15 protein-coding genes are annotated in these 14770 nt (G+C 72.1%); 5 read left to right on the top strand and 10 right to left on the bottom strand.

All coding sequences use genetic code 11. The features are described 5' to 3' along the window. Positions 1-106: 106 nt before the first annotated feature. The 10 genes from ABT015_RS03285 to amcB form a co-directional block, all read right to left on the bottom strand. Positions 107-1312, bottom strand: coding sequence for a serine hydrolase domain-containing protein (locus ABT015_RS03285; protein ID WP_350876237.1), 1206 nt, complete (start codon positions 1310-1312; stop codon positions 107-109). Positions 1313-1589: 277 nt separating this feature from the next. Next, complete coding sequence (locus ABT015_RS03280; protein WP_350876235.1) at positions 1590-1934, bottom strand: hypothetical protein; 345 nt, start codon at positions 1932-1934, stop codon at positions 1590-1592. A 647-nt stretch (positions 1935-2581) separates the two neighbouring features. Further along, positions 2582-3394: a TIGR03619 family F420-dependent LLM class oxidoreductase gene (locus tag ABT015_RS03275; RefSeq protein WP_350876233.1), complete on the bottom strand. Its 813-nt coding sequence runs from the start codon at positions 3392-3394 to the stop codon at positions 2582-2584. Further along, positions 3391-4749: an adenylate-forming 2-oxoglutaryl-ACP ligase AmcH gene (gene amcH / locus ABT015_RS03270; protein WP_350876230.1), complete on the bottom strand. Its 1359-nt coding sequence runs from the start codon at positions 4747-4749 to the stop codon at positions 3391-3393. The genes ABT015_RS03275 and amcH overlap by 4 nt, the downstream gene beginning before the upstream one ends. Next, a complete protein-coding gene (gene amcG / locus ABT015_RS03265; protein WP_350876340.1) occupies positions 4746-5255 on the bottom strand; it encodes a cispentacin moiety biosynthesis protein AmcG in 510 nt (169 codons plus the stop codon). Before amcG ends, amcH begins: the two co-directional genes overlap by 4 nt. A 5-nt stretch (positions 5256-5260) precedes the next feature. After that, positions 5261-6376, bottom strand: coding sequence for a cispentacin biosynthesis acyltransferase subunit AmcF (gene amcF / locus ABT015_RS03260; protein ID WP_350876228.1), 1116 nt, complete (start codon positions 6374-6376; stop codon positions 5261-5263). A 5-nt stretch (positions 6377-6381) separates the two neighbouring features. Beyond that, positions 6382-6822, bottom strand: a complete 441-nt coding sequence (gene amcE / locus ABT015_RS03255; RefSeq protein WP_502897256.1) for a cispentacin biosynthesis cyclizing decarboxylase AmcE — start codon at positions 6820-6822, stop codon at positions 6382-6384. Next, positions 6773-7321, bottom strand: coding sequence for an acyl-CoA thioesterase (locus tag ABT015_RS03250; RefSeq protein WP_350876224.1), 549 nt, complete (start codon positions 7319-7321; stop codon positions 6773-6775). Before ABT015_RS03250 ends, amcE begins: the two co-directional genes overlap by 50 nt. Then, positions 7318-8703, bottom strand: coding sequence for an amipurimycin biosynthesis protein AmcC (gene amcC / locus ABT015_RS03245; RefSeq protein ID WP_350876222.1), 1386 nt, complete (start codon positions 8701-8703; stop codon positions 7318-7320). The genes ABT015_RS03250 and amcC overlap by 4 nt, the downstream gene beginning before the upstream one ends. Beyond that, a complete protein-coding gene (gene amcB, locus ABT015_RS03240) occupies positions 8700-8969 on the bottom strand; it encodes a cispentacin biosynthesis acyl carrier protein AmcB (RefSeq protein ID WP_350876220.1) in 270 nt (89 codons plus the stop codon). The genes amcC and amcB overlap by 4 nt, the downstream gene beginning before the upstream one ends. A gap of 650 nt (positions 8970-9619) precedes the next feature. Between amcB and ABT015_RS03235 the strand changes: the two genes are divergently transcribed. The 5 genes from ABT015_RS03235 to ABT015_RS03215 are packed head-to-tail and all read left to right on the top strand — an operon-like array spanning position 9620 to position 14660. Continuing rightward, a complete protein-coding gene (locus ABT015_RS03235) occupies positions 9620-10135 on the top strand; it encodes a hypothetical protein (protein ID WP_350876218.1) in 516 nt (171 codons plus the stop codon). A gap of 1 nt (position 10136) precedes the next feature. Next, positions 10137-11066 (top strand): beta/alpha barrel domain-containing protein, encoded by a 930-nt coding sequence (locus tag ABT015_RS03230; RefSeq protein WP_350876216.1) that lies wholly within the window; start codon positions 10137-10139, stop codon positions 11064-11066. Next, positions 11063-11845 carry a creatininase family protein gene (locus tag ABT015_RS03225; RefSeq protein ID WP_350876214.1) on the top strand — a complete coding sequence of 261 codons (783 nt, stop codon included), beginning with the start codon at positions 11063-11065 and terminating at the stop codon, positions 11843-11845. The genes ABT015_RS03230 and ABT015_RS03225 overlap by 4 nt, the downstream gene beginning before the upstream one ends. Beyond that, complete coding sequence (locus tag ABT015_RS03220) at positions 11842-13137, top strand: ATP-grasp domain-containing protein (RefSeq protein ID WP_350876212.1); 1296 nt, start codon at positions 11842-11844, stop codon at positions 13135-13137. Before ABT015_RS03225 ends, ABT015_RS03220 begins: the two co-directional genes overlap by 4 nt. Further along, positions 13134-14660 (top strand): MFS transporter, encoded by a 1527-nt coding sequence (locus ABT015_RS03215; RefSeq protein ID WP_350876210.1) that lies wholly within the window; start codon positions 13134-13136, stop codon positions 14658-14660. Before ABT015_RS03220 ends, ABT015_RS03215 begins: the two co-directional genes overlap by 4 nt. Positions 14661-14770: the final 110 nt, after the last annotated feature.

The following is a 14770-nucleotide window of genomic DNA, read 5'->3' as shown; positions in this document are numbered from 1 at the left end:
TGCTACCGGCGCCCGTGACATCCAAATATGCTCACCATGACGATAATTGACGCACAATCAGCAAGACCGATCGTCGACACGCCCGGCCGCCGCCCCCGGCGGACGTTCAGCGGGCGCCGCAGAAGACGGCGTCGAGGAACTTGATGCCCGCCTCGTTCTGCGCCACCTGCTCGGCGCCGTCGCCCCGCGAGGTGTAGGAGAGCGCGACCTGGCGGTCGGCGGTGCCCCACAGCTGGGTGGTGAAGCCGAAGGTGCCGCCGTTGTGGCCCAGCACGGTGGTGCAGGAGAGCTGCGCCCGCGCCAGCCCCATCCCGTAGTCGATCTCGTGCGAGCCCGGCACGGTCTCCAGCACCGTGGTCATCTCGCGCTGCTCCGCCGGGCGCAGCAACTTCCCGTTCAGCAAGGCCCGCTGGAACCGGATCAGGTCATCGGTGGTGGAGATGATCTCTCCGGCGGCGCCCGCCCAGGAGGGGTTCTGGTCGGTGACGTCGATGTCGGTCTTCTTGACGTTTCCGGTGCCTGCGCCGTCCACGGTGGTCCAGTAGCTGTGGGCGTGCGGGCCGGGGATCGTGGTGGAGCGGCCGGGGACCGTGGTCTTCGTCATCCCGAGCGGGCGCAGGATGCGCTGACCGACCTCCTGTCCGTAGGGGTGCCCGGTGACCTGCTCGACGATCAGGCCGAGGATGTCGAAGTTGGTGTTGGAGTAGCCCCATTGGGTGCCGGGCGCGAAGTACGGAGCGTGGGAGACGGAGGCGGTCACCAGCTGGCGCGCGGTGAACGTACGGTTCAACCCGCCCTGGGCCAGCCACGTCCGGAAGACGGCCGGGTCGTTGAGGTCGGGAAAGACGTCGGTGCCCTTGTTGGTGGCGTCGAACAGGCCCGTGCGCTGGTTGAGCAACTGGCGGACGGTGATGTTCTGCCCGTTGGGGACCAGCCCCGGCAGGTGGCTCGACACCGGGTCCTCCAGGCCGAGCCGGTGCTCGCCGACCAGTTGCAGCACCGTGGTGGCGACGAACGTCTTGGTGACGCTGCCGATCCGGAACCGGCCGTCACCACGGACGGGCGCCTGACCGACCAGGTCGGTCACCCCCGTGGTGCCGCGCCACCGCTGGTCACCGTCACGCACCTCGGCGATCGCGGACACCGCCCTGGCGTCGGTCAGCCCGTTGAGGGCGCGTTGCAGCGGACCGCCACGCGGGCGGGCCGACGAAGCCGCGGAGTCCTCGGCTCCCGCCACGGCGGCGGAGGCGGGTGACGCGGACACCGCGAGACAGAAGGCTGCGATCAGGGCACTGGTCAGACGGCGAGACATGGAGCTTCCCTTCACTCGGGCGAACAGGAGTTCGCCACGAGTCAGCCTGTCAGCGCCGCCGCCGAGGGAGCATCACTCCGGATGGGGACCCATCCATCCTTCAACAGGATTACGAAATCAGCACCTTAGGACACCAAAGAGGTACGCGAGGGGTCGTCCGGCGGTCGCATCCGGGGATGCGCCCGCACGCTCGGTCGAGTTGTGGCCGGGGGAGCCTCTGGTCTGGTGGCTCCCGCCGGCGTCGGCACAAGGTCCCACTCTTCGGCCGGTCAGCCGGTCAGCCGGCGTTGATGACCTGGCCGCAGACGATCGTTCCGTTGAGCGTGACCGCTTGACCGAGGTCGGAGGTGGCGACCACCTCCGTGTTCGTCAGCGTGACCGTCCAACTCTCGCCGGTCTTCGTCGCCTTGATACCGGTCGCGTTGTTCTTCACATAGCCGCCGGCGTGGGCGGCGGTGCTGACCGGCATCATCCAGCCGGTGCCCGACTGGACGCCGGCGACGCTCGGGCCGCCGGCGTTCTGGTCCGACGGCGCCTGGAAGGACTCCAGCTCGCCCTTGATGACGGTGCAGGTGCTGTCGGCGGCCTTGATGGAGCCGGACTCCGCGCCGCTGAAGGTCACGTCGGCGCTGCCCTTGCCGGCCTTCCCCGGCGCGCTGGTGGGGGCGCCCGCCGCCGGGGGCGCTGCCGCGTCAGCCGTCGCCGCACCCGCGGACGTCGAGACCGCGGCCCCAGGTGCGGTGGCGCTCTTCGCCGTGCTCGACGATCCGCATCCGGCAAGGGATATCAGCGTCGCACCGGTAATGAGCCCGATGACGACACGTCGTCGGTGGAGTTCGGTCCGTGACATGTTCTCGCCCCTAGATCTCGCGTGTGAGTACTCGCGTGTGAGTACTTGTCGATCACTGCGCAGAGTACGGCAGGCGGCTGTCGGTCGCGGGATGCCGGCCGGATGCCGGGCCGGTGTTCTGCGCTGTGATCGCCATGCCCGGCACCATAGCCTGACGGTCTGACAAAAAGTTTTCGCACGCGAGTTGGTGGACACCGGTCCACCTGGCAGCAGAACGGCCGACCCTGACCCGCCACGCCGGAGGGCCAGGCGGAGCGGGTCGACAGGCTGCTGGCCGGATACCGGGCCGGCACGCTGGCCGGGCGTCGTGCTCGCCGACGACCAGGTGGTCGGGCAGATCAACGACCGCCGGGCCGCACACGGGCCTCTGGAGACCGTGCGACGGCCTGATCGGCGGTTCCGTGTCCTGAGCCGGCGTGCTACCCGGTCAGCGCCGCGTGCAGGGGGGCCAGCAGAGAGAGGTCGTCGGTGGTGACGGTGAGGTGGGTGGCGCCGGCGGACCGCCAGGCGTCGGCGAGGGAGCGCCAGGTGTCCGCCCGGCCGGGGGCGGGGCGGAGGCGGGCCTCGACGCCGAAGGCGCTCCAGTCGCGGCCGGCTTCGGTCACCGCCGTCCTCAGTTCGGCGATGAGTGCGGCACCGCGGTCGACCCGGTTGGCGAGCAGGCCGGACATGGTGAAGCCGTCGGCGAGGGTGGCGATCCGGCGCAGTGAGCCGGGTCTTCCTCCGGTGCGCAGGGTGCCGCCGCCCATCCAGAGGGGTACGCGACGCGGCCGGGGGGTGAGGGTGACGCCGGAGAACGCGACGTGCGCGCCGGCGAAGTCCGCGTCCGGCCGCGTCCACAGCAGGCGCAGCGCCTGGACCTGTTCCTCGAACAGTGCGGCCCGGGTGCCCGGGGCGACGCCGAGGGCGGCGGACTCGGCGGGGTCGGATCCGATGGCGACGCCCAGCCGCAGCCGGTCGCCGCTGAGGTGGGCCAGTTGCGCGGCCTGTTTGGCGGCGAGCACCACCGGGCGGTGCGGCAGGATCGTCATCGCGGTGGCCAGCTCGATCCGGGTGGTGACAGCTGCCAGGAACGCCACCAGCGTCAGGCTCTCGTAGGCGGGAACGCCGGACACCAGGTGTTCGGGGACGGACAGGTGGTCGTACCCGAGGCTCTCCGCCGTCACCGCGAACGCGCGGAGTCCGGCGGGTGAGAGGGCCGTCGGGACGGTCCAACCGAGGCGGAGGGTCATTTGCGGAAGGCCTCCGGGTCGGCGGTGGAGACGAACACCGCGCGCGGGCGTTCGGCGGGCAGCAGCTGGGAGTTGAGGAGGTGGCGCAGTGCCTTCTCACCGCCGGGGAGGGTGCCGGTGACGGACAGGTGGACGTGGAGGACCTGCGTGCCGTCCTCGGTCACCACCTCGGGCACGCAGTGCACGACCCCCGGGATGGCGTGCGCGGCCTGCCGGACGGTGTTCAGTGAGACCTTCTCGCCGCGCAGGACCACGAAGTCCGACAGGCGTCCGTGGAAGGTCAGATAGCCGTCGTCGATCGAGAAGGCGTCCCCGGTGGCAATCGTCCGCGGCCCCAACAGGACTCTGCTGCTGTGCTGCCCGACCCGTCGCAGCAGGACGGTGCCGGATTCGACCAGCAGTTCGCCCACGTCGCCCTGCACCTCGCGCAGTGACGCGCGCACTCCCGGCAGCGGGCGGCCGACCGAGCCGTACCGGTGCGCGGGCTCGGCGTGCGCGGCCAGGGTCGACACGCGTGGTCCGGCCTCGGTGAGCCCGTAGGTCAGGTACAGCTCCGCGCAGGGCCGCACGGCCAGCAGGCGGGCCACCTCCGCGGGTGCGAGCCGGTCCCCGCCGACCGCCAGTGCCCGCAGGCCGCGTGGCACGAGCCCGGGGTCGGCCAGCAGTTGGCGGGCGATCGTCGGGGTCACCGCCGAGTGGGTGACCCCGCGCGCGGTGACGGCGTCGCGGTACGCGGTCGGCGAGAACGGCGGTCCGTCGAGCACCAGTCGCGCCTTGGTCACGTACGCGGCGAGCGCCTGTGCCACGAGGGCGTAGGAGTAGTACAGCGGCAGGTTCACCAGCAGGGTGTCGGCCGGGGTGATGCCGGTGGCGTCGGCGTGCAGGCGGGCGTTGTGCAGGAGCGAGGCCACCCGGTGCACGCACGCGCTGAACATCCCGGAGGTGCCGGAGGTGGACAGCAGGATCTCGCCCGGCCGGTACGGGGTGGTGGGGTGCCCGGTCGGCACGGCCAACGCGCCGCCCACCGGCAGCTGCGGCCCCACGCCGGCCAGCCGGGTGGTCACCACGACGCCGGCCCCGACGTGCCCGGCCAGTGCGCGCACCCGCTGCCACGGCGTGCTCGGCGGCACGGCCAGCGGCACCAGGCCCAGCAGCAGCGACGAGAGCAGCACGCGCAGCAGTTCGACTCCGTTGGTGAGGCAGAGCACGACCGCGTCGCCCGGTGCCAGGCCCAGCCCGGCCAGGTCCGCCAGCACGTCGTCCACCCCGGCCGGGGCGACGCCGCCCGGACCGGCCGGGGTCGCCTCGACCCTGGTCAGGAAGTCGGCCACCCCGGACCGGGTGAGGCTGTTCACCGGTCGTCCCGGGCGCTGGTCAGGACCAGGCAGTGGCACAGCTGTCCGCCTCCCGGGGCGGGTTGCAGGCCGACCAGGAGCACGTGCCGGGCGTGGCCGTCCGCGAGCCAGCCGCCGAGCACCGTGAACGCGACGGGGGTGGCCCGGTCGGGGTGCGCCGCCAGCAGCAGGGACGGCCCGCGCAACCCGTGGCGCAGGGCGGGCAGTCCGGCCAGCACGCCCGGGTTCGCTCCGGCGAAGCGCAGCGGCGACACCCGGGACCTCGGCACCGAGTCGGCGATGCGGCGCATCGTCCGTTCGCTCCCGGTCGCGCTCATGACCAGGATCCCGGTGTCGGCGGCGTCGTCGAGCACGGGTTCGGCGCAGTCCGCCAGCGCCCGGTCCACGGTCTCGGCGACCAGCCAGGCCGCCGGGTCGGCGTAGAAGGACGGCTTGTTCACCGCGTACTCGTCCGGGTCGTCGGCGACCACCGTCGCCGAGCCCAGCACCCGGGTGCCCGTCGGCATGTGTGTCACGCCCTCACCCCTTCGAACAGCAGGCACGTGTTGAACCCGCCGAACCCCAGCGTCAGGCTCAGTCCGGCGCCGGGGCCGACGGGTTGCGCCGATCCCGTGGCCAGCCGCAGCGGGGCCGCCGGATCGCGCAGCCCGAGGACCGGTGGGACCTGTCGGTGGCGCAGTGCCAGGACCGTCGCCACGGCCTCGATGGCCCCGGTCGCGCCCAGGCCGTGTCCGAACGCCCCCTTGGTGGCGAACACCAACGGGCCGTCGGCTCCGAACAGTTCCAGCAGGCTGCGCGCCTCGACCTCGTCGTTGAGCGGTGTGCCGGTCCCGTGGGCGTTGACCACCGCGATGTCCGCGGGTGCCAGGCCCGCGGAGACCAGGCAGCGTTCGACGGCGCGCAGCACGGCGCGTCCGGACGGGTCCGGTGCGGTGAGTCCGGCGGCGTCGTTGGCCGCGCCGGCCCCGCGCAGCCGGGCGTGCACCCGGGCGCCGCGCTCCCGGGCGGAGTCGGGGTGTTCGACCACCACGAAGGCCGCGCCCTCGCCGAGCAGCATCCCGTCGCGCGCCCGGTCGAAGGCCCGCAGGCCGGTGGGGCTCATCGTGCCCAGCGCGGAGTGCCCGAGCCGCTTGGCCTCGGTGACCACGTCCACCCCGCCCGCCACGCAGACCCGCCGCTCGCCCGAGCGCACCAGGGCGTGCGCGACGGCGATCGCGTCCGATCCCGCGGAGCAGGCGGTCATGACGCAGACCGGGGTGCCCGGGTGCCCGATGCCCGCCGCCGCGTCGTCGGCCCAGGCGTGCAGCGTCGGCTCCGCCTCGTCCAGGCAGGCGCCGAAGCTGGTGCCCAGGACGAGGCCGACCTCGGGGTCGGTGGTGGACAGACGCGCGTCCGCGAACGCGGCGGACAGCGTCCGCCCGGCGAGCGCGCGCTGGCGTTCGCCCGCCCGGGTCCCGTACGGCACCGACGCGACGACGGCGGCGGCGGTGTTGCGCAAGGGGTACGGCGAGTGGACGGGCGCCAGGGCCGAATCGCCCGCGCACAGCCGTTCCCACACCGCCTCCTGGTCCCGGCCCAGCGGAGTGTCCCAGGCCAGTCCGGTGATCACCGGGGTCACCGGGGTCACCGGGGTCACCACGGCCGGGCCGCCGCGGGATCGACCTTCGTCCGGCTCATCGCGCCGCGGAATCCGGCGACGGAGCGGCCCTCCACGGTCACCACGGCGGAGAAGGCGAAGGTGGGGCCGGACAGCCGGTCCGCGCGGACGTCGAGCACGACCTGGTCGCCGGGCACGACCGGGGCGAGGAATCGGGACTTGACCGTGCCGACCAGGGTGACCTCGTCGTCGGCGAGCGGATCGCTGCTCAACTGGTAGAGCAGGACGCCGGACTGGGCGAAGGCCTGCATGGTGTGGCTGCCGGGCAGGATCAGCCCCGGGGTCAGGCCGCGCTCGGGCAGGTGCCCGGACAGCGCGCCCATCTCCGCCGAGACGGCGAACATGCTGCGCAGGAACACGCCGGGCTCATGGTCCAGAACCCGGTCGATGAACAGGCGGGGGTGGCGTCCGCGCACCAGGGCCGCGATGGCCGAGGTGCCCAGCGGCCGAGCCTCGCGGACCGTGACGGGAGGGGGCGCCGATTCGTTCGGGTGTCGCATCCGGGACGATTCCTCTCAGGGCCTGTCGCAGCGGTGCCGGTAGGGGCACCGCGCGCCGGGTGTCGGGGGCGACGGCGGCGAAGACGAGGTCGCCGGCCACCAGCGGGGTGCGGGTGCCGTCCTGCTCCTCCCGCAGCAGACGTACCGCGAGGGCGAACCAGGCCGCGCCGACGTGGTCGACCCGGGTGTCCCCGATGATCACGTCGCGGTACACGGCGCTGTTGAGGTAGGTCACCCGCAGGTCGGTGACCACCAGGTCGACGTTCGCCGCGCTGAAGGCGGTCAGACCCGCGTCGTGCGCTTCGAGGTGTTCGGTGCCCGCGGTCTCCATCAGCGAGGTGTAGCGGGAGAAGTGCACGATCCCGGTCGCGTCGGTGTCGACGTGCTCGACCCGGGTGCGGAACCCCGCGCTCACCACAGGGCCCGGGCGCCTGCCGCCACCCGGTCCACGATCTCGTCGGCCTGCGTCCCGGTGGTGATCAGCGGCAGCACGATCCGCAGGGTGGGGTGGACGTAGCGCCGGCCGCCGGAGCGTCTGCCCGCGCCCGCCATGAACTCGGCGTACACGCCCGCTTCGATCAACTCCCGGCGCAGCGCGCCGATCCGGTCCGCCGCCGCGGCGGTCAGTTCCACGCCGAGCATGACCCCGCTCCCGCGGACCTCGGTGAACACGTCCGGGTGGCGGCCCACCAGGGCGTCGTCGAGACGCTTGGCCAGGTCCACGCCGACGTCGGCCGAGCGTCGCAGCAGCCCTTCGGTCTCGATGTGCTCGATGCCGTCGCGGATCACCGCGCAGTTCGGTGGCCGCAGGTCGGAGGTGGTCACGGCGCCGGAGGAGCGGACGGCCAGCTCCGTGCGGGCGATCACCATCGAGGTGGACACCGCGCCCATGCCCAGGAACTTGCCGATGACGGTGATGTCGGTGGGCACCGGTCCGTCCGCGTCGCGCATGGCGAACCAGCTGCCGGTCTTGGCGAACGTCAGCACCTCGTCGGCCACCAGCAGCACGCCGTCGGCCGCGCACCGCCGCGCGAGTTCGCGCAGGTATCCGGGCGGAGGCGCGAGGATGCCCGCGTCGCCCTGGATCGGTTCGACCACGACGGCCAGCAGCCGGTCGGCGGACTCGGCGAAGTACTCGGTCAGGGCGTCGAGGTCGCCGAACGGGATGTGGTGGACCCGGACTCCGTACGGGCCGGCGGTGTCCGCGCCGGGCAGCCCGGCCCGGTAGTACCTGCGGTTGAGCAGCTGCACCAGCCCACTGGTCCAGCCGTGCCAGGCGCCGTGGAAGGCGAGGATGGTGTCGCGCCGCTCCTTGCCCGGGCGGTGGCACAGCCGCCGGCCGTCGAAGCGGGACTCCAGCACCAGCCGCAGCGCCAACTCGTTGCCCTCCGATCCGGAGTTGCGTCCGCTGACGTGGTACCGCCCCGCGGGGAAGTGGTCGGTCCACAACCCGCCGGGGCCGAAGAGCCGGTCGAGGAGCTCCGCCCGTTCCAGCGAGCCCAGTTCGTCGGTGACGTTGCCGACTCCGGTGCCGCGCGCCAGCGCCGCCCGTACGACGGGGTGGCCGCCGCCCAGGGTGGCGCTGGCGTAGCCGCCGCTGGCGTCGAGCAACCTCAGCCGCCTGCCCCGGCGTTCCGGGCTCAGGTCGACCACGTCGAGGTGCAGGCCGCTGCCGCCCACGCAGGCGAACGGGAGCCGGGCCGCCCCGTAGTGGTTGAGGTGCAGGTCCGTGCCGCGCGACAGCACACCGGTCGGGTCCCCGGCGTGGTCGTCACCGGCGACCGGGGCCGTGCTCACGCGGTGGCCGGGGGGCGGTCGGCCCCCGACAGCCGCTCGACCAGTGCCAGCACATCACCGAGGGTGGACAACTCCCCCGCCGCGACGGCCTCGTCGGGGATGCTGATGCCGAACGCCTCTTCACACTGCACGCGCAGTTCCACGAAACCGAGCGAGTCCATGCCGTAATTCTCGCGCAGCCTGTCGTCGAGTCGCATCCGGTCGATCGGCACCTCCACCAGCACCTCGGAGTGCAGAATTCGTTTGATGGTCTGCAAAGGATTCACCAGAACTTCCCCTCTGGGTGGGTTCATTCGAACAGGCGGCGACCGCGCGTCCGGCGTGCGGGAATGCCGAGTGAGATCGCGGAAACGGTCGGACCGAAAGTGGGACGACGCCGATCGAATACAAGGGGGCGTCAGTCATTCACGCTTTATCGAAGCTAGCCGAGGCTTTATCGCCTGTCAATGGTCGCCGATTTACCCGCCACGCACCTTCGAACGCCGTAATCGAGGATTCTTTTGCACGTCAGTTCGACGGCGATTCGGCCATTGCCGAGCCCATGGTCCGTACACCTGCGAAAACCAGCCCGCAGCGCGCTTCCCGAGCGGGCCGGCGCCGACGGCCAGGCGGCAGAATGCACCTTTTGCGAGATTTGAGACGCATCTCCGACTGGCGCATATGTTTCTTGTCCTGGTGAATCATCCCGAACTAGCCTGAGGTCGTCCATTTGTCTGGATGGACGCACAACGCGGGAACGGGCACGCCATCGGGCTCCCCGGTGGCAGCGTCAGGCCTCAACACCCGACTCCCTCCCGGTTCACCGCAAGCGCACCATCCGATGGCGCCGACCACTTCTGCTTCCTGTTCCTGCCGGCCGAAGTCCGCCCCCTTGCACGGCCGTCGGCAGACTCCTTCGAAGGAGCTTCGAAACATCGTGAAAGTCACCCCGGACGCCCTGCGCGGCGTCACCGTGTTCGTCGGCGGCCCGATCCAGCACGCCCTGGTGCCCGGCGGAATGGCGGCGCCGATCCAAGATTTCCTGAGACTGACCATCGACCAGTCGCAGCAGGCCGGCGCCACCGTGCTGTCCGCTCACGTGGCCGAACGGTTCGGTGCCGACACCGCTTCGTTCACCCCCGAGGAGGTGTCCGTGCGCGACTACGCGTGGATGCGCGAATGCGATGTGTTCGTGCCGGTCCTGCCGGTGCTCGACGGCACCCTGCTGCGCACGGACGGCACGCACATCGAACTGGGGTGGGCCAGCGCGCTGGGCCGCCCCATCGTGGGCATCACCGACCAGCCCTTCGCCGAGTCGGCCAGCCACCTGCTCAAGGGGCTCGCCCAGGTCGCCGCCGCAACGTTCCTGTCCGCCAAGGAGATCGCCAAGGACCCGGCACTGCTGGTCGACGGCGTGCTCGCGGCGCTGGGCCGGACCAGGGCGGCGGCCTGACATGACGGCCCCGACCCACCTGCTGGGAATGCACCTGGCCAATCCGGTCGTGGTCGGCTCCGGCCTGCTCACCGACCAGGAGCGCAACATCCGCAGGCTGCTGGACACCGGCGCGGGCGCGGTGGTCACCAAGACCATCCACCCCAACCCGCCGATCGGCCTGGACGAGCGCCTCGTCAGACTGCCCACCGGAATGATCAACAGCACCACCTACTCCAAACGGTCCGTCGATCACTGGGTACGCATCCTGCGCGACCTGACCCGGGACGGACTGCCGGTCATCGCGTCCCTGCACGCCGACAGCCCGGCGGAACTCGCCGAGTTGGCGGCCCGCGTGGAGGCGACGGGCTGCCGGGCACTGGAACTGGGCATCTCCTGCCTCAACGAGGAGGACGGCCTCGACGACACTCCCGAGCGGGTGCACGCCTACACCGCGGCCACCCGCGCTGCGACGCGGGTGCCGTTCTCCGTCAAGCTGGCCAGCGGGGAGGGCCTGCACGCCCGGGCGTTCGCCGCCGCACGGGCCGGCGCCGACGCCGTGACCATCAGCGACACCCTGCCCGCCGCCGCCGTGCACCCGGAGACCGGTGACCTCCAACTCGGCGGCGTGTTCGGCTACTCCGGGCCGGGCATCAAGCCGCTCGTACTGGCCTCCCTGTGGAAGCTGCGCCGAGCCGGGTTCACCCTTCCCGTGCTGGCCTCCGGCGGCGTGCAGTCGGGCCGGGACGTGCACGACTACCTGGCGGTCGGCGCGGTGGCGGCCCAGGTGTACACCGCGCTGCACACCGACATGTACCCCACGCTCGCCCGGATCGTGGCCGAGACCACCGGACCGGGGAACACCAACGCGGGGATCACCGACGCCGGGAACACCGGCCGGGGCCTCGAACCCTCCACCGGCGCGGACCGATCCGGGCAGGTGCGGCCGTGACCCCCCGGAGCGCCGGGCCGCAGCTGTGCGACCTGAGCAGCGCCGACGTCCTGGCGGCCACCACCGGGCGGACCGTGGTGTGGCCGGTGGGAGCCACCGAACAGCACGGTCCGCACCTGCCGCTGTCCGTGGACACCGTGCTGGCCGAAGCGTTCGCCCGGCAGATCGCCTACGAGCTGAACGCCCTGACCCTGCCGACGCAGTCCATCGCGGCGCGATCGCTGCCGCAGAGCGGCGGCGGCCTGGCCTTCCCCGGCACCGTCTACGTACGCGGCCGGTCCCTGCTGGCCTTCCTGGAGGACGCGCTGGAGTCGCTGTGTGCCCTGCCGTGGAGCCGACTGCTGGTCGTCAACGGCCACTTCGAGAACGAGCCGTTCCTCTTCGAGGCCCTCGACGAGGTGGGCCGACGGCCGGCGGCCGCGGGCAAGGAGTTCATCGCGCTGAGCTGGTGGAGCCTGGTCGACACCGACTGGCTGGCCGGGCGAGTGCCGCTCTTCCCGGGGTGGCACGCCGAGCACGCGGGGATCACCGAGACCAGCCTGATGCTCTACCTCCGCCCGGAGCTGGTCTCGCCCGCACGGCCCGACCACGCCGACCCACCCCGCCCGGGGATCTACCTGCACCCCGCCGACGTGAGCCGCACGACCAACCAAGGTGTCCTGTCGAGCACTTCGGGCGCCACCGTCGCCCTGGGCAAGGAGCTCTTCTGGCACGTGGTCTCGGCCGCGGTCGACCTGGTGTCACAGAGCAACGCACTGCTGCACGAGGAGAAGAAATGACCGTCCCCACCCTCTGCGTCAGCAACGCCGTCGACACCCTGCGCGACTTCGCCGTCCGCGCCGACGGCGTCGACGAGCTGCTGTCGGAGTGCTACGCCCAGCAGGACCAGGCGCTGTTCTGGGGGCCGCTGGACAAGATGCTCGTCACCTACGAGCCGATCGGAGACCTGGACTGGCAGCGGAAGTTCCTGGAGATCGACGGTGTGGTGAACCTCAGCCCGGCGGGCCGCACCGGCTCGCTGTTCGCCGACATGCTCGCCGATCCCGAGCTGATGGCCGCCGTGGCCGCCCACGCCGGGCCGGGCCGCAGGCTCCGGCTGATCCCGCACACCACCACCGCCGACCTGTGGCGGTTCACCGAGGCCCTGCGCACCCGGTACGACGTGGTGACCGAGTTGCCGGAGAGCTCGCCGCAGCAGGCCCTCCGGGACCTGCTGGACACCAAGACGGGCCTGCGCGACCTGGCCACCGACCTCGGCATGACCGACGGCCCCTGCCGCATCCCGCCCGGTACGCACTGCGCCGGGAAACAGGACGTGCCGGCGGCAGTCCGGGACATGCTCGCGACCGGCACACCGTGCATCGTCAAGGCGGACCGCGGGGAGGCGAGCCTCGGCCTGCTGATCTTCCGGCCGGGCGACGACGACATCGCCGAACGCCTGGCCGCGAGCACGTTCTACGACGAGGACCCGGTGGTCGTCGAGGAGTTCCTCGACGGCGACATCACCTTCCCGTCCGTGGAGTACATGGTGCCCGCGGACGCCCCGCCCCACCTCTGCTACACGACCGACATGCTGTTCGAGGGCGCCACGCACCTGCGCGGCAACGTCACCGCGCGCGAGCTGCGCAGCGCCTGGTGGTACCGCCCGCTGACCGAGGGCGGACTCCGGCTGGCCGAGGAGATGCAACGGCGAGGCTACCGCGGGCGCTTCGGCATCGACGCGATCGCCCGCGACGGCGTCGTCTACCTGCACGACCTCAACGCCCGCCGTACCGGGTCGAGCCACGTGCACGAATTCGGCGAGCACCTCATCGGCCCCGGCTACCTCGACACCCACGCGGTCGGCAACTACGACTTCTACGGCCTTCCGACCGGGCTGTACCTGCCGGAAGTGCTGCGCCTGCTCGGACCGCTCGTGGCCTCGCCCCGACACACCGACCGGGGTGTGGTCCCGACCGAGCTGACGGACCTTCAAACTGGCAGACTGAGCTGCATGTTCTACGCCCCCGGCCTCGCCGAGCTGCACGACCTGATCGACAGAGCCAGGGCGGCTCTGGACCTCGGCCGGTGAGCAGCACGCTGCCCGTGGTCGGGACGGCCCGGCGCTGGCTGGTGCTGACCGTGGTGCTGCTGTGCTTCCTGCCCGCCGCCGTGGACGTCACCATCCTCACCATCACCGTCCCGACCCTCGCCCACGACCTGCGGGCGTCCCCGACCGAACTGCTGTGGGCGGTGGACGTGTACTCGCTCCTGATGGTCGGACTGGTGCTGGTCAGCGGGCCGTTGGGCGACCGGATCGGACACAAGCGGCTGCTGCTGGCCGGACTGGCCGTCTTCAGCGCGGCCTCGGCGCTGTGCGCGGTGGCACCGGGTCCGCCGGCCCTGATCGGCGCCCGGGCACTGCTGGCGATCGGCGCGTCGATGATCATCCCGGCCACGCTGGCGCTGATCCGGCAGACCTTCGGCGACGGCCGCGACCACGCGGTGGCCATCGGGGCGTGGAGCGCGGTCGCCGCCGGCGCGTCGGCGCTGGGACCGGTGGCCGGCGGCTTCCTGCTCCAGCACTTCTGGTGGGGCTCGATCTTCCTGGTCAACCTGCCGATCGTGGCACTGGCCGTGCCCGCCGTGGCACTGCTGCTGCGCAACGAGGTCGAGTCCGAGCGGCAACCGTGGGAGGCCACCTCGCCCCTGCTCTCGATGGTGGGGTTCCTGGGCTGCGCCTACGCCATCATCGCCTTCACCCACGACGGCGTCGGCATCCCGGAGGTGGTGCTGCCGGCGGCGGCGGGCCTGACCGCGCTGGTGCTGTTCGTGCGACGGCAGCAGCGGATGCCGCACCCGATGCTGGACCTGTCCCTGTTCCGGCTGCCCGGGCTTCGCGCCGGAGTGGTGGCCTCGGTGCTGCCGGTGCTGGTGATGGTCGGCTTCGAACTCCAACTGGTGCAGTACCTGCAGATCGCCGGGGGACTGTCGGCGGAGGCCGCCGCGCTGTACCTGATCCCGATGCCGTTGGCCGCGACGGTGGCGGGGCCGGTGGGCGGACTGCTCCTCTCCCGCCTGGGACAACCGCGCGCGGGCGTGCCCGCCGGCCTGCTGCTCGCGGCGACCGGATACGTCCTGGTCGCCTCCGGCACGGTGGTCCCGCTCGGACTGGCCCTGATCGGGTTCGGCCACGGCCTGGTCCAGATGGTCGCCTCGAACCTGATCATGACCACCGCGCCGTCCTCCCAAGCAGGCGCGGCGGCGGGCATCGAGTCCGTCGCCTACGAGGCCGGCGCCGGCCTGGGGATCGCCGTCTTCGGCACGGTCACCACGGTGGCCTACCGGCTGCTCCTCCCCCCGGGCACGTCGTCGTCCCCGCTGGACGCGGGCGCCTCCCCGGAAACCGCCCGGGCCTTCACCGACGCCTTCCACTCCACCACCTGGCTGGCTGCCGCCCTCACCCTGGCCACGATCCTCCCGGCCACCCCGACGAGGACGTCGACGCGGTCCACAACACCCGGCGCGGCCGCGAACGCCTCGACTTCCCCGGCACCGCCGGGTTCGGGGACGAGCAGCACACCGAGCAGGAGACAGCCGAACGAACGGACCTGACAGCCGTCGTCGACCAGACCGACCAACCGAATCCCCCGGCGCGCGGAGCCCGCTCCGGCCGAACCGGTGGGGCTGAGCGATGTCAGCCTTCGGTAGTAGCCTGCGTGGAC

Origin of the sequence: Kitasatospora sp. NPDC094016, from assembly GCF_040304045.1 — a bacterium.
Taxonomy (GTDB): Bacteria; Actinomycetota; Actinomycetes; order Streptomycetales; family Streptomycetaceae; genus Kitasatospora.
This window is presented reverse-complemented; position numbering and strand designations above follow the sequence as displayed.